The sequence below is a fragment of the Sphingosinicella soli genome (assembly GCF_014199685.1).
In the GTDB taxonomy this organism is placed as follows: domain Bacteria; phylum Pseudomonadota; class Alphaproteobacteria; order Sphingomonadales; family Sphingomonadaceae; genus Sphingosinicella; species Sphingosinicella soli.
The window spans coordinates 16,328-40,037 of record NZ_JACHNZ010000033.1 but is presented as its reverse complement, the minus strand read 5'-3'; the positions used below and the strand labels follow the sequence as shown (position 1 = coordinate 40,037).

Annotated in this window: 28 protein-coding genes and 1 pseudogene; 11 read left to right on the top strand and 18 right to left on the bottom strand. The window is 65.0% G+C overall.

Going from position 1 to position 23,710, the window contains the following annotated elements:
• Window positions 1-88: 88 nt before the first annotated feature.
• Window positions 89-1,600, bottom strand: coding sequence for a lipopolysaccharide biosynthesis protein (locus GGQ98_RS13535; RefSeq protein WP_184070389.1), 1,512 nt, complete (start codon window positions 1,598-1,600; stop codon window positions 89-91).
• 103 nt (window positions 1,601-1,703) lie between these two features.
• Complete coding sequence (locus GGQ98_RS13530) at window positions 1,704-2,384, bottom strand: hypothetical protein (protein WP_184070387.1); 681 nt, start codon at window positions 2,382-2,384, stop codon at window positions 1,704-1,706.
• Between the two features lie 357 nt (window positions 2,385-2,741).
• On the opposite strand from GGQ98_RS13530, the gene GGQ98_RS13525 reads away from it, so the two are divergent.
• The gene (locus GGQ98_RS13525; protein ID WP_184070395.1) at window positions 2,742-4,655 is read left to right on the top strand and encodes a transglycosylase domain-containing protein; all 1,914 of its coding nucleotides are present in this window, start codon (window positions 2,742-2,744) and stop codon (window positions 4,653-4,655) included.
• Here GGQ98_RS13525 and GGQ98_RS13520 read toward each other — a convergent pair.
• From GGQ98_RS13520 to GGQ98_RS13510, 3 genes are read right to left on the bottom strand one after another with little or no spacing between them, the layout of a single operon-like run.
• Window positions 4,632-5,375 (bottom strand): YgjP-like metallopeptidase domain-containing protein, encoded by a 744-nt coding sequence (locus GGQ98_RS13520; RefSeq protein WP_184070385.1) that lies wholly within the window; start codon window positions 5,373-5,375, stop codon window positions 4,632-4,634. The two genes, GGQ98_RS13525 and GGQ98_RS13520, sit on opposite strands and share 24 nt — an antisense overlap.
• Complete coding sequence (locus GGQ98_RS13515) at window positions 5,372-5,815, bottom strand: YcgN family cysteine cluster protein (RefSeq protein WP_184070383.1); 444 nt, start codon at window positions 5,813-5,815, stop codon at window positions 5,372-5,374. The genes GGQ98_RS13520 and GGQ98_RS13515 overlap by 4 nt, the downstream gene beginning before the upstream one ends.
• Window positions 5,803-6,435, bottom strand: coding sequence for an SCO family protein (locus GGQ98_RS13510; protein WP_184070381.1), 633 nt, complete (start codon window positions 6,433-6,435; stop codon window positions 5,803-5,805). Before GGQ98_RS13510 ends, GGQ98_RS13515 begins: the two co-directional genes overlap by 13 nt.
• A gap of 61 nt (window positions 6,436-6,496) precedes the next feature.
• On the opposite strand from GGQ98_RS13510, the gene GGQ98_RS13505 reads away from it, so the two are divergent.
• From GGQ98_RS13505 to GGQ98_RS13495, 3 genes are read left to right on the top strand one after another with little or no spacing between them, the layout of a single operon-like run.
• A complete protein-coding gene (locus tag GGQ98_RS13505; protein ID WP_184070379.1) occupies window positions 6,497-7,129 on the top strand; it encodes an ankyrin repeat domain-containing protein in 633 nt (210 codons plus the stop codon).
• Between the two features lie 11 nt (window positions 7,130-7,140).
• Window positions 7,141-8,430: an ActS/PrrB/RegB family redox-sensitive histidine kinase gene (locus GGQ98_RS13500; protein ID WP_341534216.1), complete on the top strand. Its 1,290-nt coding sequence runs from the start codon at window positions 7,141-7,143 to the stop codon at window positions 8,428-8,430.
• Complete coding sequence (locus tag GGQ98_RS13495) at window positions 8,427-8,984, top strand: ActR/PrrA/RegA family redox response regulator transcription factor (RefSeq protein WP_184070377.1); 558 nt, start codon at window positions 8,427-8,429, stop codon at window positions 8,982-8,984. The genes GGQ98_RS13500 and GGQ98_RS13495 overlap by 4 nt, the downstream gene beginning before the upstream one ends.
• Here the strand turns inward: GGQ98_RS13495 and GGQ98_RS13490 are convergent.
• From GGQ98_RS13490 to GGQ98_RS13440, 11 genes and pseudogenes are all read right to left on the bottom strand, one after another.
• Window positions 8,981-9,457, bottom strand: coding sequence for an MmcB family DNA repair protein (locus GGQ98_RS13490; protein WP_184070375.1), 477 nt, complete (start codon window positions 9,455-9,457; stop codon window positions 8,981-8,983). The two genes, GGQ98_RS13495 and GGQ98_RS13490, sit on opposite strands and share 4 nt — an antisense overlap.
• Before the next feature lie 41 nt (window positions 9,458-9,498).
• On the bottom strand, window positions 9,499-10,176 hold the full coding sequence (locus tag GGQ98_RS13485; RefSeq protein WP_184070373.1) for a cell wall hydrolase: 678 nt from the start codon (window positions 10,174-10,176) through the stop codon (window positions 9,499-9,501).
• 164 nt (window positions 10,177-10,340) lie between these two features.
• Window positions 10,341-10,661: a DUF1491 family protein gene (locus tag GGQ98_RS13480; RefSeq protein WP_184070371.1), complete on the bottom strand. Its 321-nt coding sequence runs from the start codon at window positions 10,659-10,661 to the stop codon at window positions 10,341-10,343.
• 8 nt (window positions 10,662-10,669) lie between these two features.
• The gene (locus GGQ98_RS13475; RefSeq protein WP_184070370.1) at window positions 10,670-11,038 is read right to left on the bottom strand and encodes a PilZ domain-containing protein; all 369 of its coding nucleotides are present in this window, start codon (window positions 11,036-11,038) and stop codon (window positions 10,670-10,672) included.
• Window positions 11,035-11,493: a PTS sugar transporter subunit IIA gene (locus GGQ98_RS13470; RefSeq protein WP_184070368.1), complete on the bottom strand. Its 459-nt coding sequence runs from the start codon at window positions 11,491-11,493 to the stop codon at window positions 11,035-11,037. The genes GGQ98_RS13475 and GGQ98_RS13470 overlap by 4 nt, the downstream gene beginning before the upstream one ends.
• A gap of 50 nt (window positions 11,494-11,543) precedes the next feature.
• Window positions 11,544-12,128 carry a ribosome hibernation-promoting factor, HPF/YfiA family gene (hpf, locus tag GGQ98_RS13465; RefSeq protein ID WP_184070365.1) on the bottom strand — a complete coding sequence of 195 codons (585 nt, stop codon included), beginning with the start codon at window positions 12,126-12,128 and terminating at the stop codon, window positions 11,544-11,546.
• A gap of 104 nt (window positions 12,129-12,232) precedes the next feature.
• Entirely contained in the window at window positions 12,233-12,919 is a 687-nt protein-coding gene (dnaQ, locus tag GGQ98_RS13460) for a DNA polymerase III subunit epsilon (RefSeq protein ID WP_207791410.1), read from the bottom strand.
• 29 nt (window positions 12,920-12,948) lie between these two features.
• A pseudogene (gene coaE / locus GGQ98_RS18455) lies at window positions 12,949-13,527 on the bottom strand (dephospho-CoA kinase); the annotation flags it as partial.
• Window positions 13,524-14,336: a shikimate dehydrogenase family protein gene (locus tag GGQ98_RS13450; RefSeq protein WP_184070361.1), complete on the bottom strand. Its 813-nt coding sequence runs from the start codon at window positions 14,334-14,336 to the stop codon at window positions 13,524-13,526. The pseudogene coaE and the gene GGQ98_RS13450, both read right to left, overlap by 4 nt.
• A complete protein-coding gene (locus GGQ98_RS13445; RefSeq protein WP_184070359.1) occupies window positions 14,333-14,932 on the bottom strand; it encodes a Maf family protein in 600 nt (199 codons plus the stop codon). Before GGQ98_RS13445 ends, GGQ98_RS13450 begins: the two co-directional genes overlap by 4 nt.
• Window positions 14,929-15,759, bottom strand: coding sequence for a pyruvate, water dikinase regulatory protein (locus GGQ98_RS13440; RefSeq protein WP_184070357.1), 831 nt, complete (start codon window positions 15,757-15,759; stop codon window positions 14,929-14,931). Before GGQ98_RS13440 ends, GGQ98_RS13445 begins: the two co-directional genes overlap by 4 nt.
• A 302-nt stretch (window positions 15,760-16,061) precedes the next feature.
• On the opposite strand from GGQ98_RS13440, the gene hemE reads away from it, so the two are divergent.
• From hemE to GGQ98_RS13415, 5 genes are all read left to right on the top strand, one after another.
• A complete protein-coding gene (gene hemE, locus GGQ98_RS13435; protein WP_184070355.1) occupies window positions 16,062-17,087 on the top strand; it encodes a uroporphyrinogen decarboxylase in 1,026 nt (341 codons plus the stop codon).
• Window positions 17,088-17,540, top strand: coding sequence for a CopD family protein (locus GGQ98_RS13430; protein WP_184070353.1), 453 nt, complete (start codon window positions 17,088-17,090; stop codon window positions 17,538-17,540).
• A 141-nt stretch (window positions 17,541-17,681) separates the two neighbouring features.
• Window positions 17,682-18,938, top strand: coding sequence for a transcription termination factor Rho (gene rho / locus GGQ98_RS13425; RefSeq protein WP_184070391.1), 1,257 nt, complete (start codon window positions 17,682-17,684; stop codon window positions 18,936-18,938).
• Window positions 18,939-18,960: 22 nt separating this feature from the next.
• Window positions 18,961-19,710, top strand: coding sequence for a TerC family protein (locus GGQ98_RS13420; protein ID WP_184070351.1), 750 nt, complete (start codon window positions 18,961-18,963; stop codon window positions 19,708-19,710).
• 173 nt (window positions 19,711-19,883) lie between these two features.
• A complete protein-coding gene (locus GGQ98_RS13415; protein ID WP_184070349.1) occupies window positions 19,884-20,282 on the top strand; it encodes a GreA/GreB family elongation factor in 399 nt (132 codons plus the stop codon).
• Here GGQ98_RS13415 and GGQ98_RS13410 read toward each other — a convergent pair.
• Together GGQ98_RS13410 and GGQ98_RS13405 are read right to left on the bottom strand one after the other, a co-directional pair.
• A complete protein-coding gene (locus GGQ98_RS13410) occupies window positions 20,263-21,222 on the bottom strand; it encodes a quinone oxidoreductase family protein (RefSeq protein ID WP_243451883.1) in 960 nt (319 codons plus the stop codon). The genes GGQ98_RS13415 and GGQ98_RS13410 overlap by 20 nt on opposite strands.
• A gap of 48 nt (window positions 21,223-21,270) precedes the next feature.
• A complete protein-coding gene (locus GGQ98_RS13405; RefSeq protein WP_184070345.1) occupies window positions 21,271-21,975 on the bottom strand; it encodes a dienelactone hydrolase family protein in 705 nt (234 codons plus the stop codon).
• Between the two features lie 143 nt (window positions 21,976-22,118).
• On the opposite strand from GGQ98_RS13405, the gene GGQ98_RS13400 reads away from it, so the two are divergent.
• Both GGQ98_RS13400 and mnmE read left to right on the top strand, forming a co-directional pair.
• Window positions 22,119-22,370 (top strand): DUF6489 family protein, encoded by a 252-nt coding sequence (locus tag GGQ98_RS13400; RefSeq protein ID WP_184070343.1) that lies wholly within the window; start codon window positions 22,119-22,121, stop codon window positions 22,368-22,370.
• A gap of 41 nt (window positions 22,371-22,411) precedes the next feature.
• Complete coding sequence (gene mnmE, locus GGQ98_RS13395; RefSeq protein ID WP_184070341.1) at window positions 22,412-23,701, top strand: tRNA uridine-5-carboxymethylaminomethyl(34) synthesis GTPase MnmE; 1,290 nt, start codon at window positions 22,412-22,414, stop codon at window positions 23,699-23,701.
• Window positions 23,702-23,710 lie beyond the last annotated feature (9 nt).

Sequence of the window (23,710 nt, the reverse complement as noted above, 5' to 3'; positions counted from 1 at the left end):
CTCCGCTGCGAGAAAACCCTCACCGCATTCATGGGATTCGTCCATCTCGCTTGCGCGATGATCTGGATAAAATGAATGCAGACAGCGCCTAGAGCGGCTTGTTGCGTCCCGCGAACAGCAGCCGGTCTTCTTCCTGGAAACCGCGATACCAGAGCACGATGCCGTACGTGGCGAGGATCGCCGGGAGCCCGAGTACGAGTTCCCAGTACGTGTCCAGATAATGCTGCACGAGAATGCCCACCGCAAAGGCGGCGCCCGCCGCCAGAAGCATCGGCCAGCGCCAGCCGGAAACGGGCTCGCCGAGCGTGATGCGCAGCAGACGCGATTTCACGACGGTCGCGAACAGCGCCGACACGAGCAGCGCAGCGGCGGGGGCGATGCCGTTCACCGCGGCGTTGGGCGAATCCGACGGAAACAGAATGCGGAACAGCGGAATCAACGCCAGCGTGAGGCCGACCTGCACGGCAAGCGTCGCCACCGACAGCATCAGATTGCGATGCCGCGCCGTATAGACGAGGCAGGTTTCCGCAACGGCGCCGGTGACATAGGCGATCTCGGCGAGCAGCAGCAGGTTGAGGATCATCGTGCCGTCGCCGAAGCCTTCGCCGACGAGATCGAGCACGGCCTCCCCGGTCATGCCGAGCGACAGCGCGATGCCGATCTGCGCGGCGAGAATCCAGAAACCGACCTGGCGGAGATGCCCGGCGATGACGGCGTTGTTCGCCTGCTTGAGGCCATTGGTGATGACAGGTGCGAGGATCGGATCGAACGTCACCTTCAGCTTCTGCGGCAGCGTGACGACCTGCTGCGCGACATAATAAATGCCGAGCACCGCAGGCGTCGCGAACTGGCCGAGGATCAGCAGATCGATACGCCGCGACGCCCATTCGATGGCGTCGGCGCCCGCGATCGGAAGGTTTTCCCGCATCATGCGGAACAGGCGGACGGGATGCGGTCGCCAGCCGCGGGGCAGACCGAACAGGCGCACGCACGGTATGATGGAGGCGACGAACGCCGCGCCGAGCGACACGGCGTAGGCGATGATCATCGCATCCGGCTTCCATTCCGGGATCATCGCGAGCGCTGCGGCGAAGATCGTGAGCACCCAGGGCTCCACGATCGAGCGCGCCGTTACGGTCGCGCCGACCCGGTGCCGGTAAGCAAGCGCCGCCAGCGCGACATCCGAGCCGACGATGAACATCGCGGTGAGCGGGAAAATGCGATCCAGCCCGGAGATCTTGCTGTTGGGGAAGACGATCTGCGGCAGCGCGATCATGATGAGCGCACCGATCAGCGACAGCATCCAGGCAAGCACCAGCCCATCGCCGACGACGTGGCTTTCCGGGCGATCGCCCTTGCTGAGTTCCCTGGCAAGGCCGCGCTTGAGGCCGATGGTGGCGAGCGCCGCCATCAATTCCACGATCATCGTGGCGTACGCGAAGCGGCCGAGCGCCTCGGCGCCGTAGAGCTGCCCGGCAATGAACAGGAACGGCAGACGCGCCAGCAGCCGGAGCACGAACCCGAAGAAATTCGTGCGTCCGCCCTTGGCGAGCGCAGCCGTATCGGCGTCGCGCGTCCCTTCGTCCGCCTTTTCGGTCAAACCCGGGCTGCCGGGCGGTTCGTCCTCATGGCACCGCTTTAGAGGATCGCGCGGCAAAATGTGAGGGGATTTGAAGCGCCGTTCGCCTCAGCCAAAATGCGATTCAGCCCAGAATTGCTTCGGCGCGTTCGATATCCATCATCACCGCAGCGCGGCTGGCCTGGAAGCCGGCGTAGGCCACCTGCTTCATGAGCGATCCTTCGGAAAGCAGCAGCGCATCGCCGTAGACATCGAGCTGCCCGGCCGCCTGCTCGGCGCGGCGCAGCAAAGGCTGCACGATCACCGCCGCCGCAAGCCCGGTGTCGCCGTTTTCCGTACGCACGAACAGCCGTTCCAGCGCGAGCTTCACCTCGCGGCGTTCGGCGTTCGTGTCCACGACCATCTGCTCTTCCTCGGTAAGCACGAGGGGGGCGGGAACCGGCGCGGCTTCGGCAACGACGACGCGCGGCTTCTGGACCTGTGCCAGAAGATTGAGGGGCGGCCCTTTCGCTTCGGCGAAGACATCGGCGGGCGGCAGCGCGGCGCTTGCAGCCAGGTCTACGGGTTCCGTATCCATGAGATCGGAAAGCGCCGCATCGATGTCGAAGGCGGGCGTTCCGGAAAACCCGTCATCAGTCCGCATTTCGCCTGCGATCCGCTCGGCGACGAAAGGCTGCATCGCAAAGAACGTCAGCAGGAATACCGCCGCCGCCGCCGCCAGAAGCGCCGCCAGAAGCCATCTTTCCTGCTGCGCGAACGTCGCGGTTGCCGAAACCGAGGGCAAGATGATGATTTCGTGTTTCATGAGCAACTGCAGTGTAATCGATAGCGGAAACAATATGGTGAATTATTTCATTGTCGAACAGATTAAGCCATTCTTTACTTATGACTCTTGCGTACTCGTAATGAAAAACAGTCGCGTCCAAGTAATTAACCAAGTATTAACTTTTCCGGCCCGCGCCCGCCCTGCCGGAAGCGATCGGCGCGGGTGGTCGCTTCGTCGAACGGGCCTTGTTGCCGCCGCGATTGGCGCATACACGGCGCACGGGGACCGGTAACGGATACGCACGCCTTGGGCCGCATTCTTAAATCCACATTGAAGATCTCGCTCGCGTTCGGAACCCTCCTGCTCGTCATTCTGGCGATCGCGGTGGGCATTCAGATGTCGTCGCTGCCCTCGTTCGACGACATGATGCGGTCGCCCAACGGCCAGTCGATCCGCGTGCTTTCGGCGGACGGCGCCGTGCTCGTTTCGGTGGGCCCGTCCTACGGCCAGTGGCTGACCTATGACGAGATTCCGGAGGTGATGACCGATGCGATGCTGGCGGTGGAAGACCGCCGCTTCCGCTGGCATCCGGGGATCGACCCGATCGGCATCGCGCGCGCGATTTTCGTGAGCGCGAAGACCGGCGACCGGCTGAAGGCGACCTCCACGATCACGCAGCAGCTCGCGCGCAACATCTTTCTCAACAACAACCGCACGTGGACACGCAAGGCGAAGGAAGGCCTGCTCGCGCTCGCCATCGAGCGCAAGTTCAGCAAGGAACAGATCCTCGAACTGTACCTGAACCGCGTCTATTTCGGCGGCGGCGCCTACGGCATCGATGCCGCCAGCCGGCGCTTCTACGGCCACAGCGCGAAGACGCTGAGCCTGCCTGAAGCGGCGATCATCGCGGGTCTTGTCAAGGCGCCGTCGCGCTATGCGCCCTCGTCCGATCCGGAACGCGCGCGGGCGCGGGCGGCCGTCGTGCTGTCGGTGATCCACCAGGCCAAACCGCTGCCCGATCTCGCCGCCGCGCAGGCGGATCTGAAGAACATCAGCTTCGCGCCGCAGGCCCGGCAGAACAATGTGCGCTATTTCACCGACTGGGTGATGTCGCAGCTCGACATTCTGACCGACGAGACGGTCGAGCCGCTCGTCGTGCGCACGACATTATTGTCTTCGATGCAGAAGGCGGCGGAAGACTCCGTGCGATCGCAGACGCCCGCAGGCGCGCAGGGCGCGCTCGTCGCGCTGTCGCACAACGGGGCGGTGCGCGCGATGGTGGGCGGCAAGGACTATGTTGAATCGCTTTATAATCGCGCGACGATCGCGGAGCGGCAGCCCGGTTCGGCGTTCAAGCTGTTCGTCTATCTCGCGGCGATCGAAAGCGGCGTGCTTCCCGACGATCTGGTTGTCGACGAGCCCGTCCGGATCGGCGGCTGGAGCCCGCGCAATTCGAACGGGCGCTTCGCGGGCGAGGTGACGGTTCGGCAGGCCTTCGCGCTCTCCATCAATACGGTCGCGGTGCAGCTCGCCGCGCGCGTCGGCTATGATTCGGTTGCCGACATGGCGCGGCGCTTCGGCATCTCGACGCCGATCAGCCGCCAACCCGCAATGGCGCTCGGCGCCTCCACGGTTCGCCTGATCGACATGACCTCCGCCTATGCCGCCGTGGCGCGCGGCGGAATGGAGGTCCGCCCCTATGCCGTGACGGGAATCGAAACCGCGCGCGGGCGCAAGCTCTATGAGCGCGAGGCGGAAAATCCGCGCGTCCTCGTCGCACCCTGGGTCGCCGCCAACATGACCAACCTTCTGCAGGCCGCAGTCGAGACCGGCACCGGGCGGCAGGCGCAGATCGGGCGGCCGATGGCCGGCAAGACCGGCACGACCAGTTCCAACAAGGACGGCTATTTCGTGGGCTTCACCGGCGATCTTACGGCGGGCGTGTGGATGGGCCGCGACGACAACAAGCGCGTCGGCGGGCTCCAGGGCGGCACCGCGCCCGCGCGCGCCTTCGCGGCGTTCATGCGCGTGGCCACCAAGGGCATGCCGGTCGTCGCGCTGAACAGCAACATCCAGATCGACGATGCGCTGAGCGAACCCGATGCGGAGGTTTACGGCCTGGACGGCACGATCGCGGGCTATCCCGACGAATATTATCGCGGCGGACCGGACTATCAGGGGGCCGTGGAAGTGCCGGTTGACGGCGACGGCAATCCGCTGCCGGGCGAACGCCGGCAGGCGCTCGACAATGCGTGGCTGGAAGAAGCCGCGCCGGCCACGGAACCTTCAGCGGCGCCCGATCCAATGTAGCGCGGCGCCGTGCACCGCGAGCCAGCGCGTCGCCTTGCGCGCTGTGGCGCCCGACAAGCGGCTGCACAAAGCGTGGAATTCCGGGCCGTGATTGTGATGGACGATGTGCGCCACTTCATGCGCAGCGACAGCGCGGCGGACGTATTCAGGCGCCATCACCAGCCGCCAGCTGAACGCCAGCCCGCCGCGACTGCTGCAGCTTCCCCAACGGCCGGTCGTATCCCCCAGCCGCACGGGCGGCGGTGGCAGGCCGATCTCGGCTGCAAGCGCGGTGCAATCTTCGCCGAGCAGACGCTGCGCCTCGCGCCGCAGCCAGGTTTCAACGCGGCGACCCAGCGCATCGGCGGGCCCGCCGACATAGAGCACGCCGTCTTCCAGCCGCGCCGTGCGCGGAAGATCCTCCCGCCATTCGATCCGCAGCTCGATATCGCCGTACGGGATGCCGCCGCCGGGTTCGAACGGCCGGGGCGAGGGCCATTTGCGCGTGCACGCCTCTATCCAAGGCTTCTGGCTATCAAGGAAGGCGGCGGCGCGGCGCTGTGAAACGCCGTGGGGCAGGGTGAGGCCGATACAGCCGAGCGCGGCATCGGCGCGAAGCGTCATGCGCCGGGCGCGGGGGCTGACGCGCACCCGAAGCGGCACGGTGCGGCCGTCCACCTCCACGATTTCCGGCAGTGCCGGTTGCCGCGACAGCGTGCGCCGCAGAAACGCCAGGCTCACAATGCGCGGTCCAGCATGTGATGTTCGAGCGGACCGGCTTCATCCTCCGAAACCGTCCATCCGCTCACCGATTCGCCGGCGCGCTTCACGCTTTCCGGGTCGCCCGTGATGAGCGGGTGCCACTGCGGCAGCGGCTCGCCATATTCGAGAAGACGGTACGCGCAGGTGGAGGGAAGCCAATCGATGGTCCGCACCTTCGCCGGGGTCAGCCGCACGCATTCGGGAACATGCGCGCGGCGGTTGCGATAGTCGGAGCAGAGCCCCGTACGCCGATCGAGAAGGCGGCAGGCGACGTTGGTGGGCACCAGATCGCCGGTGTCTTCATCCTCGAGCTTGTGCAGGCAGCACTTGCCGCAGCCGTCGCAGAGCGATTCCCACTCCTCGCGCGACATCTCTTCGAGCCGTTTCGTTTCCCAGAAGCGGGGCGTCAGCGTACCCATTTCGCCAAGCCCGCCGCGATCATCGCCGCGTCGTCGTCGCGCTCGAAATAGGTGATCGGCTTGCCGTCGGGGTCCATCAGATAGACGAAGGCGCTGTGATCCATCAGATAATTCTCCGAATCGGTGCCTTCCCCCTTCGCGGCGTAGACACGGTAGGTGCGCTTCGCGGCATCGATCTCGGCGGTCGTTCCGGTGAGCCCGATGAGCCGGGGATGGAAGGCCGCCACGAACTCCTTGAGCACGGCAACGGTGTCGCGATCCGGATCGACCGTAACGAAAACCGGCTGCACGCGCGCGGCGGCGGCAGGATTTTCGGCTTCGAAACTTTTCAGGCCCTGCGCCATCCGCTGCACGTCCACCGGGCAAACGTCCGGGCAGAAGCTGTAGCCGAAATAGACGAGGCGGTAGCGGCCCTTCAGGCTGTCGTTGGTGACGCGTCCGCCGTCCTGATCGGTCAGCGCGAAGTCGCCGCCGATGGGGGCGCCCGCAAGCGGCGGCTCCTCACTGCCCGGAGCGGCCGGTTTCGACGCGGCAAGCCACGCGAACACCGCGACAAGCGCGATGGCAGCCGCCAGCAGCAGCGCGATGCGGGAGAAGGAAAGGCGACGCGGTTGTTTCATATTCAGCTTGTCCGGCCTATAGACCAGCTTTGCCCCCGGGGACAATTCGGATCCGCATCACATGCCCAGCCTGCGTAATCTTGCCGCTCTTTTCATGACCTTCGCCGCGCTGTCGCTCGCCGCGCCGGCCGCCGCCCAGTTTTCCGACCGCTACAATTTCTTCAAGGCGGTGAAGGACGGCGACGTGCTGAAAGTGAAATCCTTCATCGACCAGCCCGGATCGACGCTGCTCGACATGCGCGACAACGACAGCGGCGAAATGGCGCTGCACATGGTGACACGGCGCCGCGACGTGCCGTGGATGAACTTCCTGATCGCCAACGGCGCCAGCGTGAACGTGCGCGACAAGAACGGCAACGCGCCGGTGCATATCGCCGCGCAGCTCGGCTACATCGACGGCATCCAGGTGCTGGTCCAGCGCAAGGCGGACGTGAACGCGCTCAACAGCCGGGGCGAAAGCCCGCTGGTCGTGGCCGTGCAGCAGCGCAACGCCATGGTCGTGCGCGAGCTGCTGAGCGCGGGCGCGAATCCCGATCTGGCCGACCACGTCGCCGGAATGTCGGCGCGTGACTATGCCGAACGCGACCGCCGCGCCGCTGCGATCACGCGCATGTTCAAGGACAACGACAACAAGGCGAAAGCCGGCGAGGCGAAGCCCGCGACCGTGCTGTCGCTGCCGAACCCCGGAAACTGACGGGGCGCGGCGTGCCGCAGCCGCAATCGCTCCAGCAGACGCCGCTTCCCACGGCGCTCGGCACCGCCGGTGTCCGCGTCCGCACGCTCGTCACCATCCGCTGGATGGCGATCGCGGGCCAGTCGATCGCGTTTCTCGTCGTTCACCTGCTGCTCGGCTTCGAGGTGCCGCTTGCGGCGGCGGGCGCGGCGATCCTCGCCTCCGCGCTGCTCAACATCGGGCTTTCGACGCTCTACGCGCCCACCGCGCGGCTCGTCGGCGTGGAGGCGCTGCTGCACCTGGCGTTCGATCTGCTGCAGCTGGGCGTGCTTCTGTATCTGACCGGCGGGCTCGCCAACCCGTTCAGCGTGCTGCTCGTCGCGCCGGTCACGATTTCCGCAACGCTGCTCAGCGCGCGCGCCACGGTAGCGCTGATCCTGATCGCGACGGCAACGCTCGGCGTGCTGTGGCAGTGGTCGCTGCCGCTGCCGTGGGCCGGTCCACCGCCCGTGCTGCCGCCGATCTACATGCTCGCCAGCCTCGTCGCGCTCGGCTTCACCGTCGTGTTTCTGGCGATCTATGTACTGCGCGTATCACTCGACGCGCGCCGATGGCAGCAGGCGCTCGTCATCACGCAGACCGTGCTGGAGCGCGAGACCAAGATGTCGGCGCTCGGCGCGCTCGCCGCCGCGTCGGCGCACGAACTCGGCGGTCCGCTCGGCACGATCAGCCTCGTCGCGCGCGACCTTGCGGAAAGCCTGGGCGGCGATCCCGACTTCGGGGAGGACGTGGCGCTGCTGGACCGCGAGGCCAAGCGCTGCCGCGATATCATGACCGACCTCGCGCGGCGCGCCGAGGTGGACGCGCCGTTTCCGCATCTGCCGCTGCGCGTGCTGCTGCACGAGGTGGCGCAGCCCTTCGAAGCGAGCGGCAAGCGCGTGACGGTCGAGGCCCCGGCAACCGTGGTGGCACGCACGCCCGAGCTTCTGCACGGGCTTCTGAACCTTGCCGACAACGCTTTTCGCCACGCCGAGAGCGAGGTTCGGATCACCGCCGTGGCAGAGCGCGACACCGTGACGCTGGAGATCGCAGACGACGGCGACGGCTTCCCGCCCGACCTGCTGCCGCATCTGGGCGAACCCTACCTCGGCCCTTCGCGATCGGCGCGCGGCGGAACCGGGCTCGGTATCTTCATCGCGACCACGCTGATCGAGCGCACCGGCGGGCGGCTTTCGTTCCGTAATGCCGCAGGGGGCGGCGCGGTGGTCGAAATTGTCTGGCCGATGGCCTATATCGCGGCAGGAACGGAAGGACAGACATGACCGAAAGCGAAATCGACGCTGCGCCCTCTGCTGATCGCACGCTGCTGCTTGTCGACGACGACAATGCGTTTCGCCAGCGGCTCAGCCTGACGCTCGAACGCCGCGGCTACACGGTCGCGGCCGCATCGGGCATCGCCGAGGCGCGCGGCATCGCCGCAGAGCTTAAACCGGCCTACGCCGTGCTCGACATGCGCCTTGAGGACGGCAACGGGCTCGATCTCGTCGGCGAGCTTCGCGCGCTGCGGCCCGGCATCCGCATCGTGATGCTGACCGGGTACGGCAATCTCGCGACCGCCGTTGCTGCGGTGAAGGCGGGCGCGGTCGACTATCTGCCCAAGCCCGCCGACCCCGACGCCATATTGAACGCGCTGCTCGCGCCGGGTGAAGCGAGGCCCGCGCCGCCCGAGGAACCGATGTCGGCCGACCGCGTGAAGTGGGAGCATATCCAGCGCGTCTTCGAGCTGTGCGACCGGAACGTGTCGGAAACGGCGAGGCGGCTGAAGATGCACCGGCGGACGCTGCAGCGCATCCTCTCCAAGCGCTCGCCGCGTTAGGAGATTTCGCCGAAGAACGGATCCGCCGAGCGCTGCAGGCGGCTCGCGGCGAGCCGGCCGAAGCGCAGGGTTTCGGTTCGGCGCCGCGCCGCAGGCAGCGGACTGGTCGGCGCCATGCGCAGGATCGCCGCGTCGAAACGATCCGCAACGATCACGCCGCTGATCTCCGGCCGGAACGGCGCTTCATCGAGGATCGCCGCCGGAATGTGCGGCGGCACCGCCCAGAAGAAACGGTCGCAGAAATCCAGATAATCCGGCCACTTCATGTCGCCGCGCAGATCAGCGAGCGAAACCTTCACCTCGCAGATGACGATCTCGCCCTTCGCATCGATCGCATAGACATCGGCGCGGCGGCCGTTGCGCAGCGGCACTTCGGAAAGCGCGGCCAGCCCGAGGTGGTGGAACATGCGGCAAACGCCGCGCACCACATCGCAGGCAACCATCGGCGATTCGGAAAGCGCGGCGGAATTCATGCGTCGCACGATAGCGGGAACAACAGGGGAACGAAAGCCGCCTAGCGGTAGAAGACGTGGCCGCCGATGCGACGGGTCTCCTCCTTGACGCGCCGCCAGCCGGGTTTCACGTACGTCGCGTGAAAGAACGTCGCCTTGTCGGTAACGTCCTGCCAGCCCTGTCCCACCGCGATGATGGCGATCGCTTCCGCGCGCTTCCATGCCGGGCCCTTCACGGCCGGAATATCGGGCTTGCCGTCGAAGGTGAAAGAGAATTGCCCGCTCTGGTAAACGACACCGCAGATGTCGTCGGGCCAGCGATCGTTCTCGGCGCGGTTCAGGATGACCTGCGCGACGGCGAGCTGGCCTTCCAGCGATTCGCCGCGCGCTTCATAATAGATCGCACTCGCCAGGCAGCGCATGTCGTCATCGAGTTCGCTGCGGTGCATATCGGCAACGTCAGCCACCAGAGCGGCGAGATCGAGCGTCGGTTCGGCCTGTTGCAGGACCAGGGCTTCGCTCGCGCGCGGCGTCTGATCCACATCGAGTTCGTTTTCGATACGAATGGGAGAAAACGGCAGCCCCTGAGGCGCCGCCATCGGCACGCTCAGCGTGAACGACGCCCGATCGAGATTGCTGACGATGACATCGCCCGCGACCGGGGAGGCGCTGGGCCACACCATCGCGATCATCGCCGCGCATGACGCGACGAGGCTGATGCCCCGTATGGATTTCGACATGTGAGGGTCCGCTCGTTGTCCGGGCCGCTCGAAAAAGGAGCAGAAGGGCGGAAAACAAAGCCGCCAGCGCCGGAAGTTCAACATCAGCGTCTGCCCGATCGGGATGACGCGCAATAAATTCGAGGCGCGGATTGCCCTCTCGACAGTCAGGAGTCAAGTTTTTGTTAATCTTTGTCGATAAAGCGCCCCGGATTTTCGACATCCAGTTCAACGATCCATAAATCAGGATCGAATTTCCTGCGTTTTTCGAGTGCCTGTTGTGCAGCCGGATCGCGTTCCTCGCGATTTTCGAAGATGGGCTGCCATGAGACCTTGCCGTCCCCCGTGTTGACCCGGGAAAGCGTCGTCAGCCCGCCGGGTTCACGCAGAATCAGCAGCACGGCGCCCGAATCGGGCTCGCCCTTTGCAATGATGGTGGCGAACCCGCCCGCAGCTTCGACGCGGCGGCGAAGCGCACCGACCCAGAATTCCGTTTTGATTCGCATGGCGCCGATCAGGCACCGGCGGCGAGGGCGTGTCCAGGCTGGTCGGGCTTGGCATCGAGCAGGCCCAGCATGCGCGCCTTGTCACCAAGCCGCTGCAAGCCGCCCGAATCGCCATCGACGAAGACAAGGCCCATCAGGCCCTGGTCGGCCCAGGCGACGAGGCAGGGAAACGTGCCGTATTTGGGCAGAAACAGGTGCAGCGCCGTCCCCTTGGCCAGCATCTGCTTGCACGCGATGCGCGCGCCGCTTGTGGAAATGTCGCGTACGATGCACCCGAACTGGCGGTCGATGAGGCGAATTTCACCCTTGAACACGACCTGACGACGGCCCGCGAGACGCGCCGCTTTGCCTTCAGCCTGGATGCCTTCGATGCTCATGCTGCTTCGCTATGCCCTACTCCACTTAAAAGCGCGTAAAGAGCATCGCTATTGTTGGTGCCGCGCAATTTATCGACGAGGCGGCGATCGCGGAACAGCCGGCTGATCTGCGCAAGCGCCTTCAGATGATCGGCGCCGGCATCCTCGGGCGCGAGCAGCATGAAAACGAGATCCACGGGCTGACGATCGATCGCATCGAAATCGATCGCCGGATCGAGCTTGGCGAATAGGCCCTGAACGCTCTTGAGTTCGGGAAGCCGCGCGTGCGGCACGGCGACACCGCCGCCGAGCCCGGTGGAGCCGAGTCGTTCGCGTTCAAGCAGCACTTCCATGAGCCGCCCCTCCGGCACGCCCACCACGGGGGCCGCAAGCGCGGCGAGCTGCTGGAGCAGTGCTTTCTTGTTTCCGGCGCGAAGCCCCGTGTGGACCGTTCGCGGTGTGACGAGATCGAACATGGCTGCAGTATATCCCGGGCCGTCTGTAAGGGCCCTTAACGATTCTCCGATCAGGCGACGGGCGGTTCGACCCAGCCGATGTTTCCGTCTTCGCGGCGATACACCATGTTGTAGGCGCCCGTCCGGCTGTTGCGGAACATCAGCGCGCCGGTGTGCCGCAGATCGAGCATCATCACGGCGTCGGACACGCTGGCTTCGGGAATGTCGACGCGCGTTTCGGCAACGATGAGTGGATTGTCGACGCTCTCTTCGGTCTCTTCGACGGCTTCGTCGGCCGAACGCAGAACGCGGTATTCGGCATCGAAGGCGATATCCTTCACGCCGTTCAGCCGGTGGTGATCCTCAAGCCTGCGCTTGTAGCGGCGCATCTGCTTGTCGACCTTCTCGCAGGCGCCGTCAAAGGCGAGCTGCGCGGTGTTCATCGACCGGTCCGATGCTTTCAGCACCAGGCCCTGCGTCAGCTGCATCAGGATATCGCAGACAAAGCCCTGGTCGTGCGGGCCGGGCTTCAGCGTGACGTTCGCGCCGGTGGCGCGCACGCCGTACTTCTGCACCATCGCATCCAGACTGGTTTCGATATGCGTCGTCAGCGAAGCGCCGACATCCATCTGCTGACCGGAAACGCGGATATCCATTTCGGCCCATCCTTTCTTCTTGGCCTCGCCCGCCGGGGTGCCGGGCGATGGCGGTAAACGTCTTCACGAGATCCGCGTACCCGCGCATCCCGCATCGATAGGGCTCAAACCGGGCCCGTTTGCTCCCACAGCGGAGACTTCAGGAGCTTGAGGAAAGCAGCGTGCCGCGCCAGCTCTGCGGGCGTCGCGGCGTGCGGACGCGGCGCCACGTAGCTGCGTTCCACGCGGATCGCAACCGTTTCCTCGTGCGCGCCCTGCTGCGCAAGCGACATGCCGATCTGCCGGCCGCCCATAAGCTCCACGTAAACCCGCGAAAGAAGCTGCGCATCGAGCAGCGCGCCGTGCTTGTCGCGCGCCGTAAGATCGATGCCGAAACGGGAGCAGAGCGCATCGAGCGAATGCTTCGCGCCGGGGAACTTCTTCCGCGCCATCGTCAGCGTGTCGTCGACGCGCTCGATCGGAATCTGGTCGTGGCCGCAGTTGCGCAGTTCCCAGTTGAGGAAGCGGCGATCGAATTCGGCGTTGTGCGCGACGAGGCGCGCATCGCCGACGAATGCGACAAACTCCGCCGCAACCGCCGCAAAAGCGGGCTTGTCGGCGAGGAAAGCATCGGAAAGACCGTGCACCGCCTCCGCCTCGGCGGGCATCGGGCGGCAGGGGTTTATGTACGCGTGAAACGTGCGCCCCGTCTCGATGCGGCCGACAAGCTCGACGCAGCCGATCTCGCAGATGCGATGCCCGTCCGACGGGTCGAGACCGGTCGTCTCGGTGTCGAAGATGACCTCACGCATGACTTGCAATATCGGACTCCATGGCGCCGGAGACAAGAGACGAGATGACGGATTTCTGCGCGGGTTACGCGCAGGCTTCGGCCGGTGTCGATCACGAAATCCGCGCGGCGGCGTTTTTCGCGGTCGCGCATCTGGGTTGCGAGGATCGATTCGAACTTTTCGGGCGTCATTCCCGCCCGCGCCAGCACGCGGCGGCGCTGCACATGCGCGGGCGCGGACACGACGATCGTGGCATCCACCAGCGCATGGCTGCCGCCTTCGAACAGCAGCGGAATATCGAGCGCCGCGATCGCGGTGCGGTTTTCCCGCGCCGCCGCCAGAAAAGCCTGCTGCGCCTGCCGCACCATGGGGTGGACGATCGCTTCGAGACGTCGGCGGGCTTCGGCATTGCCGAATACGGCGGCGCCGAGCTTTGCGCGATCCAGCCCGCCGGGGCCGGTCGTTCCCGGAAAGGCCGCCTCGATCGGCGTCAGCGCCTCCCCGCCCGGGCGCTGCAACCGGTGCACCTCGGCATCGGCATCGAAGACGGGCACCCCCGCGCGCCGCAACATCGCCGCGACCGTCGACTTGCCCATGCCGATCGAGCCGGTCAGACCAAGCATGATCATTGCGCGAGCAGCGCCTTCAGTTCGTCCTCGCAGTCTTCGGGCGGCGCTGCGCCGAAAAACAGCGAAAACGCGATCGCGGCCTGGCCGATCAGCATTTCCAGCCCGTCCACCGTGGCAAGGCCGCGCGCATCGGCTGCGCGCAGCAGCGCCGTTTCGAGCGGGCTGTAAACGATGTCGTAGACGACGGCGTCATCGGCGAGCGGCGAAAGGTCGAGATCGAGCGGCGGCTGGCCCGTCATGCCGAGCGCGCTCGCGTTCACCAGCAGCGCGGCTTCGGGCAGTCGCGCATCGAGCGGCCTGGCCGACCCCTGAAGCCCGAACGTCGCGAGAAGCCCCATCGCCTTGAGCGGGCTGCGATTGAGCACGGTGACCGGGCCGACATTCGCTTTCGACAAGGCGAAGAGCACGGCGCGCGCCGCGCCCCCCGCACCGATGACGGCGACCGGCCGACCTTCAAGATCGAGCCCGGCAATGGGCGCGAAGAAGCCGCCCGCGTCGGTATTGGTGCCGAACAGCGCGCCGTCTTCGGCCCGCGCGACCGTGTTCATCGCGCCGATGCTCGCGCGCACGGCGCCGGGATCGGCAACATGGTGCATCACCGCGATCTTGTGCGGGATCGTGACATTGCAGCCGCGCCAGTCCGGATCGCTCCGGCGGCTTTCGATATAGTCGGCAAGCGCTTCGGGCTTCACGTGGGCCCGGCGATAGTCGGCGGCGATGCCGAGCCGGTCCAGCCAGAATTTGTGGATGGTGGGGGATTTGGAATGGCTGATCGGGTCGCCGATCACCTCCGCGTAGGGCGCGCTCATTTCGGCATCACTCCCCGCACCCGCAGATAGTCGAGCACCGCGAGCAGCGGCAGGCCGCGGATCGTGAACTGGTCTCCGTCCACGCGCGCGAACAACTGCGCGCCGCGCGCCTCGATGTGATAGCCGCCGACCGAACCGAGCAGGATGTCGCCGCAGGCGTCCAGATACGTCTCGAGAAAGGCATCCGAAAAATCGCGCATCGTGAGCTTTGCGACGCCCACGAAGCGCCAGACGGGGCTTCCGCTTTCCGCCACCACGGCGGCAGATATCAGGCGGTGTGTGCGCCCGCGCAGCATTCCGAGCTGCGCGGCTAGCGTTTCGCGGTCGGGCGCCTTGTCGATCAGCGTGCCGTCGTCGAGCGCGACGACCGAGTCGCTGCCGAGGACCAGCGCGCCGGGGAGCTTGCGCGAAATCTTCACGGCCTTCGCTTCGGCAAGCGCATCGGCAATCCCGCGCGCGTCCGCGCCGCCTGCGAGAAGCGCGCGCTTCAGTTCGGCCTCGTCGACCATCGGCGGCAGCGCCTCGAACGGCACGCCCGCCGCCGTCAGCATCGCCTGCCGCGATGCGCTGGTCGATGCCAGAACCAGTGACGTCATGCCGCCGATCCGTTCGCGCGCGCCTCCGCGCGCTCGTTGTAGAGATTGATGATCGCCGCCGCCGTCTCCTCGATCGAGCGGCGCGAGACATCGATCACCGGCCAGCCGTTGTCGGCGCACAGCCGCCGCGCCGCCGCGACCTCCTTCGTGACCTCGTCCATATCGACATAAGACGTCTCGGGCGCCTGCGCGAGACTGAGCAGACGGTTGCGCCGCACCTGCACGAGCCGGTCGGGGTTCGTGGTAAGCCCCACGACCATCGGTTTTGTGAGGCGGAACAGCTGTTCGGGCGGGCGGCTGGTCGGCACCAGGGGCAGATTCGCGGTCTTGAAGCCCCTGTTGGCGAGATAGATCGAGGTCGGCGTCTTGGACGAACGCGAGACGCCGATCAGCAGGATATCGGCTTCCTCCCAATTGTCCGCGCCTTGCCCGTCGTCGTGGTTCATCGTGTAGTCGATCGCCGCGACGCGCCGGAAATACGCATCGTCCATCTGGTGCTGATGACCCGGCCGCGCGGCGGCGCGCTGCCCGAGCACGGTCTGCAGACCTTCGATCACCGGATCGAGCACGCCAACCGCCGGCAGGCCCATGGTGCGGCAGCGCGCCTCCAGGTGTCCGCGCATCTCGACGCTGACGAGCGTGAAGAGCACGAGACCCGGACGCTTGGCGATATCCATGAGCACACGTTCGAGGTGCCCCTTGGAGCGGACGAGCGGCCAGAAATGCTTGATCGTCTCGACGTCTTCGAACTGGGCGAGACCGGCTTTTGCAACCGATTCAAGCGTTTCGCCGGTCGAATCGGAGACAAGATGCAAGTGCAGCCGCAAGTATCGCCTCCCCCGCCGTGGTTGTGGATAAGCCCCCGGACGACTCGCTTAAGGAGTCTGGGGATGACGGGCAAGCGGATGGTCGTTCACCCCGCCGGAGACCCGCGCCGGCAAATCATCCCCAGGTGGACAATTGCAAACCGTTCCTGTGAATCCGGTGGATAAGTCGAAGCCGGTGCCGCAAATCGGCAGGCCGCTTCGTGTGGCTGCGTCATGCTTGCCTGTGGACTTCACGGGAAACCCCGTTATCCCCAGCCCAACATTCATCTGAATCCATTCTTTATTTATTCATAGAGAGAGATATGGGGTTTCCGTCCTTGCTTGCAGTGTTGAACGGAGAAGAGCGAGCAGTGCCTCCGGTATGGTTCATGCGTCAGGCTGGGCGCTATCTTCCCGAATATCGGGCGCTGCGTGCCGAAAAGGGCGGATTTCTCAACCTTGTTTACGATAGCGACGCAGCGGCGGAAATCACGTTGCAGCCGATCCGGCGCTTCGGTTTCGACGGGGCGATCCTGTTTTCGGACATATTGATCGTTCCCCACGCGATGGGTCAGGCGCTGACGTTCACGGCAGGCGAAGGCCCCCGGCTCGCGCCGCCGCTTGCCGGTGCGCGACTGGAGAGCCTGCAGGCGGCGCCGAAGCACCTCGCCGCGATCTACGAGACGGTCGGGAAGGTCGCAGCGGCGCTTCCCGCAGAAACCGGCTTCCTGGGCTTTGCGGGCGCGCCGTGGACAGTCGCGACATATATGGTTGCGGGCGAAGGCAGCCGCGATCAGGCGGCGGCGCGGCTGATGGCCTACCGGGAGCCTGAACGCTTTTCCGCGCTTATCGACGCGATCGTGGATGTTACGGTGGAGTATCTGGCCGGGCAGATCGCGGCGGGCGTTCACGCCGTGCAGATTTTCGACAGCTGGTCGGGCAGTCTCGCGCCGCAGGAATTCGAACGCTGGGTGATCGCCCCGACGCGAACGATCGTTGAGCGTTTGAAGGCGCGCTGCCCGGAAACGCCGATCATCGGCTTTCCCAAGGGCGCGGGTGGAAATCTTCCCCGTTATGCCCGGGAAACAGGTGTCGATGCCGTCGGCCTCGATGAAACCGTGGACCCGGTCTGGGCCGACGCCGCATTGCCCAAGGGGCTTCCGGTGCAGGGCAATCTCGATCCGATGCTGCTGCTCGCGGGCGGTGAGGCGCTGCCTTCGGCCGTTCGGCGTATCCGCGAAGCGCTTTCCGGGCGGCCGCATATCTTTAATCTGGGCCACGGCATCGACAAGGAAACCCCGATCGCGCACGTCGAGGCGGCGCTCGCCGCGATCCGGAAGCCGCTCTAGATGGAAAGCTGGGTCGGATGGCTCGGCGGCGCGCATCTCTGGGTGCGGGCCTTTCATCTGGTTTTCGTGATCTTCTGGATGGCGGGCATGTTCATGCTGCCGCGCTATCTGGTTTATCAGCACCCGACCGCTCCGGGATCGCCGGAGGAGGCGCTGTGGAACACGCGCATCGATCGACTGCGCAGGATCATCGTCAATCCTGCGATGGTGGTGGTGTGGGCGCTCGGGCTCGCGCTCGCGTTCAATCTGGGCTTTGCGGGCAACGGCTGGCTGTGGTGGAAGATCGCCGTGGTGTTCCTGTTTTCGGGTTTCCACGGCTGGATCGTCGGCGTTTCGAAGCGGATGGCGCGCGGCGCGCGGCCGGTGAGCGAACGCGGCCTGCGCATGCTGAACGAGATCCCCAGCCTGGTTGTGATCGTCGCCGTGCTGCTGGCGGTGCTGCGACCGTTCTGATCCGCTTGACTTCCGGTTAAGCGCTTCCTAAGTCGGGGCTCAAGTCCTCGTCCTGAGGCGCCCGCGCGGGGCCATGTTTCGATTTCCGATGTCTCTCCCCTGCGCCGATTCACCTGATTTACCGAAGGCCTGCCGATGGTCATGCACCTTAAAGACCTCAAGAAAAAAACCCCCGCCGACCTCGTTGCCATGGCCGAAGAGCTTGGCGTCGAGGGCGCGTCCACCATGCGCAAGCAGGATATCCTGTTCTCGATCCTGAAGGCGCTTGCCGACAACGACGAACAGATCATGGGCAGCGGCACCATCGAGGTGCTGCCCGATGGCTTCGGCTTTCTGCGCTCGCCCGAAGCGAACTATCTTGCCGGACCCGACGACATCTACGTGTCGCCCAATCAGGTCCGCAAGTTCGGCCTGCGCACCGGCGACACCGTCGACGGCGACATTCGCGGCCCCAAGGATGGCGAACGCTATTTCGCGCTGACCAAGCTGTCGCTCATCAATTTCGACGATCCCGATCAGGTTCGTCACCGTGTCAATTTCGACAATCTGACACCGCTCTATCCCGACGAGAAGCTGACGCTCGACACGCTCGACCCGACGCTGAAAGACAAGTCGGCGCGCGTCATCGATATCATCGCGCCGCAGGGCAAGGGCCAGCGCGCACTCATCGTCGCGCCGCCGCGCACCGGCAAGACCGTGCTTCTGCAGAACATCGCCAAGGCGATCACCGACAATCATCCTGAAGTCTTCCTCATCGTACTGCTGATCGACGAGCGCCCCGAGGAAGTCACCGACATGCAGCGCAGCGTGAAGGGTGAGGTCGTTTCCTCCACCTTCGACGAACCGGCGACACGCCATGTTCAAGTTGCTGAAATGGTTATAGAAAAGGCAAAGCGCCTGGTCGAGCACAAGAAGGACGTCGTGATCCTTCTAGATTCGATCACGCGTCTGGGCCGTGCCTACAACACCGTGGTGCCCTCGTCGGGCAAGGTGCTGACCGGCGGTGTCGACGCGAACGCATTGCAGCGCCCCAAGCGCTTCTTCGGCGCCGCGCGCAACATCGAGGAAGGCGGTTCGCTCTCGATCATCGCAACCGCGCTCATCGATACCGGCAGCCGCATGGATGAGGTGATCTTCGAAGAGTTCAAGGGCACCGGAAACTCCGAAATCGTGCTCGACCGCAAGGTCAGCGACAAGCGCATCTTCCCGTCGATCGATGTCGGCAAGTCGGGCACCCGCAAGGAAGAACTGCTTGTCGAGAAGGACAAGCTTTCGAAAATGTGGGTGCTGCGCCGCATCCTCATGCAGATGGGTACGATCGATGCGATGGAATTCCTTCTCGACAAGATGAAGGATTCCAAGACCAACGACGATTTCTTCGCGGCGATGAACCAGTAGCGATACGGAGCGTTAGCGGCCGATGGACATAGGCTTTCTCTTTGGCGCGGCAGGAGCCGCTGCGGCTTCGGGCTTCGGCGGACCGGCGGAAATCTGGGCGGCGATCGTCCACGATTTCTCCAATATCGGTTCACCCGCAGCGCTTTCCGCGTTCACGCAGGTGTTGCTGATCGATATCGTGCTTGCAGGCGATAATGCGATCGTCGTCGGCGCACTTGCGGCGGGCCTGCCTGCGGACCAGCGCCGCAAGGTCATCATCATCGGCGTGCTCGCCGCGCTTGTCCTGCGTATCGCGTTCGCGCTCGTCGTGACGCAGCTCATGCAGATCGTCGGCCTTATTTTCGCCGGCGGGCTGCTGCTGCTTTGGGTTTCGTGGAAGATGTACCGCGAACTCCACCCGGCAGGCGCCGGCGCACAGTCGCCGGGTTCTCCCGAGATCGAGGGCGACGAAAACTCGGGTATTCGCCCGGCAAAGAGCTTTCTTGCCGCAGCCTGGGCGGTCGCAGTCGCGGACGTCTCGATGAGCCTCGATAATGTGCTGGCAGTCGCCGGCGCGGCGCGCGATCATCCCGGTATCCTGATCGTCGGCCTCATTCTTTCGGTGGCGCTGATGGGCATCGCGGCGAACTTCATCGCGAAGTATATCGAGCGTTACCGCTGGATCGCCTACGTGGGTCTTGTCGTGATTGTCTATGTCGCGTTCAAGATGATCTACGAAGGCGTTGTCGATCCTGACGTGGGCGTCATGACACTCGGCCTCTTCGCCGGTTGACATAGGCGCCGCGTCCGGACAGCATCCGGATTATGGATACGCGCAGTCTTTTCCGCCGCCTTTGCAGCGGAGGCCAGCTTCTGGCGGGCACTCAGCCCCGACCCTGACGGCATGTCCCGACGGGTTCGGGGCGGTTCATCCCATTTGCCAATGCTGTCAGAAAGACCCGTATCATGATCGACGCATCGCGTTCGCCGATTCACCTTGTCGATTCCGAAGCCGAACGGCTTGGAGACCTGGCGCTTGCCGCCGAAGCGCATTTTCCTGAAGTCGCCGAGCTTCTCCTGACCGAAATCGAGCGCTCCACTGTGCATGAAGCGGAAGCCTTTCCGGATCGCACCGTGCGAATGGGCGCGCGCGTGGACTTTGTCGACGAGGGCAGCGGTGCCCGGCGCACGGTCGAGCTTGTCTATCCGCCGGACGCGGATGTCGACGCGGGCAAGCTCTCGATCCTTTCGCTGATCGGGGCCGGGATCATCGGGCTCGGCGAGGGTCAGACGATACGCTGGCCGGATCGAAGCGGCGCCGAGCGTGTGCTCAGGATCGAGAAGGTCACGCCTCCGGCAGCATGATCGTCGCGCCGGTGGTCTTGCGTGCCTCCAGGTCGCGGTGGACCTGGGCGGCTTCGCTCAAGGCATAGCGTTGATGGATTGAAGCGTTCAGCGTTCCTGATGCGAGCATCTCCAGGAAACGTGCGGAACCGACGCGGAAGTCTTCGGGACTGCTGTAGTAATGCATGACCGTGGGCCGCGTGACGAACAGCGAACCCCTGGCGGTCAGGATACCCAGATCGACGCCGGTTACGGGCCCGGACGCGTTGCCGAAGCTCGCGAGCAAACCGCGCGGGCGAAGTGCAGCGAGCGATGCCTCCCACGTCGTCTTGCCGACGCCGTCGAACACGGCATCGACACCGGCGCCGTCCGTCATCTGTCGCGCCGCGTCGGCTGAGTCTTCGTAGCCGCAGACGATGTCCGCCCCCGCTGATCGGGCAAGTGCCTGCTTGTCGGGCGATCCCGCCGTCGCGGCCACCCGCACGCCGATCGCTTTCAGCCACTGGACGAGCAGGAGCCCCACACCGCCGGCGGCGGCATGCACGAGCGCCGTATCTCCCGCTTTCAGGCGGGCGCAGCGCTCGACGAGATATTCGGTTGTTGCGGCCTTCACCATAACGGCTGCGGCGACATCGTCAGCAAGTGTTCCCGGGAGAGGCAGTACCAGCGCTGCGCGGATGTTTCGGTGCGTCGCGTAGGCGCCGGGCGGGCTGGTGAAATAGCCGATGCGATCTCCCGCGGCGAACCCTGTGACACCATCACCGACCGCCTCCACGACGCCCGCAGCCTCGATGCCGGGGGCGCAGGGCAGCGGCGCGGGGTAAAGCCCGCTGCGGTGATAGGTGTCGATGAAATTGACCCCGATCGCCGTGTGGCGGACGGCAAGCTCGCCGGGTCCGGGCGGGGCGGGCGTGAACGTCTCCCGTTCGATCACCTCCGGTCCGCCGGTTTTCTGAAACATCATTCGGTATGCCATTGATTAGTCCTGATTATCGTTAGGGGCGCGGCTTCAACGAAGATGGGCGCGGAAGAAGTCGAGCGTGCGGCCGTTGGCGAGTGTTGCGGCGGCGTTGTCCCGGTGCATGCCGTCGACGCGCGCGAAGGCATGGTCGACACCGGGATAGAAATGCAGCGTCACGCGGCCGTGATCGGAAAGTGCGTCCCGGATCTTCGCCTGCGCGGCCTTGTCGATGAAGCCGTCGTCTTCGGCGAAGTGCAGCAGCACCGGTCGCGCAATGGCGTGAGCCTCGCCCAGATACTGATCGATGCCGCCGCCATAATACGCGACGGAGGCATCGCTGTCGGTGCGCGTAGCGGAAAGATACGCCATGCGGCCGCCGAGGCAGAAACCGACGACGCCGACCTTGCCGTTCGAATCCGCGAGGCCTTTCACGGCGCGCAGTGAGGCTTCGATGTCGCGTATGCCCGCGTCGATGTCGAAGCGTTTCATCAGCCCGAACGCCTCTTCCCATTCGGCCTTGGTCTTGTCGGAAAGATCGACGTCCGGCTGGAGCCGCCAGAACATGTCGGGGGCCAGAGCGATGAATCCGGCCTTTGCCCAGTCGTCGCACATCGCGCGGATACCGGCGTTGACACCGAAAATTTCCTGGATGACCACGATGCCGGGGAAGGGCCCGGAGCCCGAGGGCGTCGCCAGATATCCGCTGAAGGTGTCCGCGCCGTCGAGTGTTTCGATTCGGATGGTTTCTCCCATGGCTCCTGCTCTCCTCGCTTTTCATCGGACCTTCACTGTCTCAACCGCATTTTTGCGCAAAACCGGTCCCACTTTCGCGCGCGATACTCTAGCGTCATGAACCTATCCGCCGCCGCGCGGTTTTCACAAGAGGAGGGGCGCCCATGAAGGTGAATATCGAGATCGACTGCACCCCGGAAGAGGCGCGCACGTTCATGGGGCTGCCCGATGTCGGTGCGCTGCACGACATCTACATCGATCAGATGAAGAGCCTGATGAAAGACGGCATCACCGCAAGCGATGTCGAGCGCCTGATGTCGAACTGGATGCCGAGCGCGGCAAGCGGGTTCGGCGAAGTTCAGAAGGCGATGTGGAATGCCATGACCGGCGCCGGAGCGGGAACCAGCAAGGGCTAAGGTGCTGGCAGACGCCATGACGTCATTCATAAGTAATTGAAATGAATACTATATTCTCTCTTTCATCCGGACGGTTGCCGTCCGGCGTCGCGGTGGTTCGGGTGTCCGGGCCGGACGCCGGCTCTGCGGTTCGTGCGATAGCGGGCGGCTTGCCTTTGCCGCGCCGCGCAACGCTCAAGCGATTACGGGCGCCGGACGGGTGCGCGATCGATGATGCGCTCGTGCTCTGGTTTCCGGCACCCGCGAGTTTCACGGGGGAGGATGTCGCCGAGCTTCAGCTTACTGGCGGCACGGCGGTGGTTGCCGCATTGCTGCGGACGCTCGGCGATATCGATGGACTGCGCCCGGCGCAGCCCGGGGAGTTCGCCCGGCGCGCGTTCGACAACGGCAAGCTGGATCTCACCCAGGCCGAGGGGCTTGCCGATCTCATCGATGCCGAAACGGAAGCGCAGCGGCGGCAGGCGTTGCGGCAGGCTTCGGGGGGCCTGAAGGCGCTCGCGGAAGACTGGCACGCGAGACTTCTGGGTGTTCTCGGGGAAACCGAGGCTTCGCTCGATTTCGGAGAGGATGAGGAAGACGTCAGCGCGCGACTTGTCGGGGATCAGGATGCGCAGATCGCGTGTCTTGCCGCAGAGATCGAGGCGCATCTTGGCCGCTACCGCTTCGCCGAACGCTTGCGACGCGGCCTTACCATCGTTTTGCTCGGGGCGCCCAATGCCGGCAAATCGAGCCTCGTAAACGCACTGGCCAAGCGCGACGTGGCTATTGTTTCGCCTGAGGCAGGCACGACGCGCGATCTTATCGAAGTGCATCTCGATCTGGGCGGCGTTGCGGCGACGCTCGTCGATACGGCCGGTCTGCGCGACAATACTGCGGGGGTCGTCGAAGCCGAAGGCGTGCGCCGCGCGCGTGCGCGCGCCGATGACGCCGACCTCGTGCTTTTTCTCTGTGCGGAGGGCAAGGGCGAGGATGCTCCGCCGGGTGCGCTCGTGGTTCAGTCGAAGGCGGATTTACGGCCGAGCGGAGAAAGAGGAACGCTCCGCGTCTCGGCTGTAACAGGCGAAGGCCTGTTCGAACTTGAAACGGTGCTTATCGATCATGCGCGGACTCTCACCGGATGGGGGCAGGATGCGACCATCACGCATGAGCGACAGAGATCAGCGCTCGCCGGCTGTCGTGACGCTTTGATCGAAGCCGGTGGCGAAGTCGACGCGGTGCTCCGCGCCGAATCTTTAAGACTGGCAATGCGCTGCCTGGGCCAGCTTACGGGCCGCGTAAACGTCGAAGACATACTGGATGTGGTATTTCGACGCTTCTGCATCGGCAAATGATGTTCCACG

Bases quoted from the DNA above. Each gene is read 5' to 3' on its own strand.
- GGQ98_RS13530 (WP_184070387.1), bottom strand. From the start codon at position 2,384: ATGAAACACGAAATCATCATCTTGCCCTCGGTTTCGGCAACCGCGACG.
- GGQ98_RS13525 (WP_184070395.1), top strand. From the start codon at position 2,742: ATGTCGTCGCTGCCCTCGTTCGACGACATGATGCGGTCGCCCAACGGC.
- GGQ98_RS13515 (WP_184070383.1), bottom strand. From the start codon at position 5,815: ATGGGTACGCTGACGCCCCGCTTCTGGGAAACGAAACGGCTCGAAGAG.
- GGQ98_RS13510 (WP_184070381.1), bottom strand. From the start codon at position 6,435: ATGAAACAACCGCGTCGCCTTTCCTTCTCCCGCATCGCGCTGCTGCTG.
- GGQ98_RS13505 (WP_184070379.1), top strand. From the start codon at position 6,497: ATGCCCAGCCTGCGTAATCTTGCCGCTCTTTTCATGACCTTCGCCGCG.
- GGQ98_RS13495 (WP_184070377.1), top strand. From the start codon at position 8,427: ATGACCGAAAGCGAAATCGACGCTGCGCCCTCTGCTGATCGCACGCTG.
- GGQ98_RS13490 (WP_184070375.1), bottom strand. From the start codon at position 9,457: ATGAATTCCGCCGCGCTTTCCGAATCGCCGATGGTTGCCTGCGATGTG.
- GGQ98_RS13485 (WP_184070373.1), bottom strand. From the start codon at position 10,176: ATGTCGAAATCCATACGGGGCATCAGCCTCGTCGCGTCATGCGCGGCG.
- GGQ98_RS13480 (WP_184070371.1), bottom strand. From the start codon at position 10,661: ATGCGAATCAAAACGGAATTCTGGGTCGGTGCGCTTCGCCGCCGCGTC.
- GGQ98_RS13475 (WP_184070370.1), bottom strand. From the start codon at position 11,038: ATGAGCATCGAAGGCATCCAGGCTGAAGGCAAAGCGGCGCGTCTCGCG.
- GGQ98_RS13470 (WP_184070368.1), bottom strand. From the start codon at position 11,493: ATGTTCGATCTCGTCACACCGCGAACGGTCCACACGGGGCTTCGCGCC.
- hpf (WP_184070365.1), bottom strand. From the start codon at position 12,128: ATGGATATCCGCGTTTCCGGTCAGCAGATGGATGTCGGCGCTTCGCTG.
- dnaQ (WP_207791410.1), bottom strand. From the start codon at position 12,919: ATGCGTGAGGTCATCTTCGACACCGAGACGACCGGTCTCGACCCGTCG.
- GGQ98_RS13450 (WP_184070361.1), bottom strand. From the start codon at position 14,336: ATGAGCGCGCCCTACGCGGAGGTGATCGGCGACCCGATCAGCCATTCC.
- GGQ98_RS13445 (WP_184070359.1), bottom strand. From the start codon at position 14,932: ATGACGTCACTGGTTCTGGCATCGACCAGCGCATCGCGGCAGGCGATG.
- hemE (WP_184070355.1), top strand. From the start codon at position 16,062: ATGGGGTTTCCGTCCTTGCTTGCAGTGTTGAACGGAGAAGAGCGAGCA.
- GGQ98_RS13430 (WP_184070353.1), top strand. From the start codon at position 17,088: ATGGAAAGCTGGGTCGGATGGCTCGGCGGCGCGCATCTCTGGGTGCGG.
- rho (WP_184070391.1), top strand. From the start codon at position 17,682: ATGCACCTTAAAGACCTCAAGAAAAAAACCCCCGCCGACCTCGTTGCC.
- GGQ98_RS13420 (WP_184070351.1), top strand. From the start codon at position 18,961: ATGGACATAGGCTTTCTCTTTGGCGCGGCAGGAGCCGCTGCGGCTTCG.
- GGQ98_RS13415 (WP_184070349.1), top strand. From the start codon at position 19,884: ATGATCGACGCATCGCGTTCGCCGATTCACCTTGTCGATTCCGAAGCC.
- GGQ98_RS13410 (WP_243451883.1), bottom strand. From the start codon at position 21,222: ATGTTTCAGAAAACCGGCGGACCGGAGGTGATCGAACGGGAGACGTTC.
- GGQ98_RS13405 (WP_184070345.1), bottom strand. From the start codon at position 21,975: ATGGGAGAAACCATCCGAATCGAAACACTCGACGGCGCGGACACCTTC.
- GGQ98_RS13400 (WP_184070343.1), top strand. From the start codon at position 22,119: ATGAAGGTGAATATCGAGATCGACTGCACCCCGGAAGAGGCGCGCACG.
- mnmE (WP_184070341.1), top strand. From the start codon at position 22,412: ATGAATACTATATTCTCTCTTTCATCCGGACGGTTGCCGTCCGGCGTC.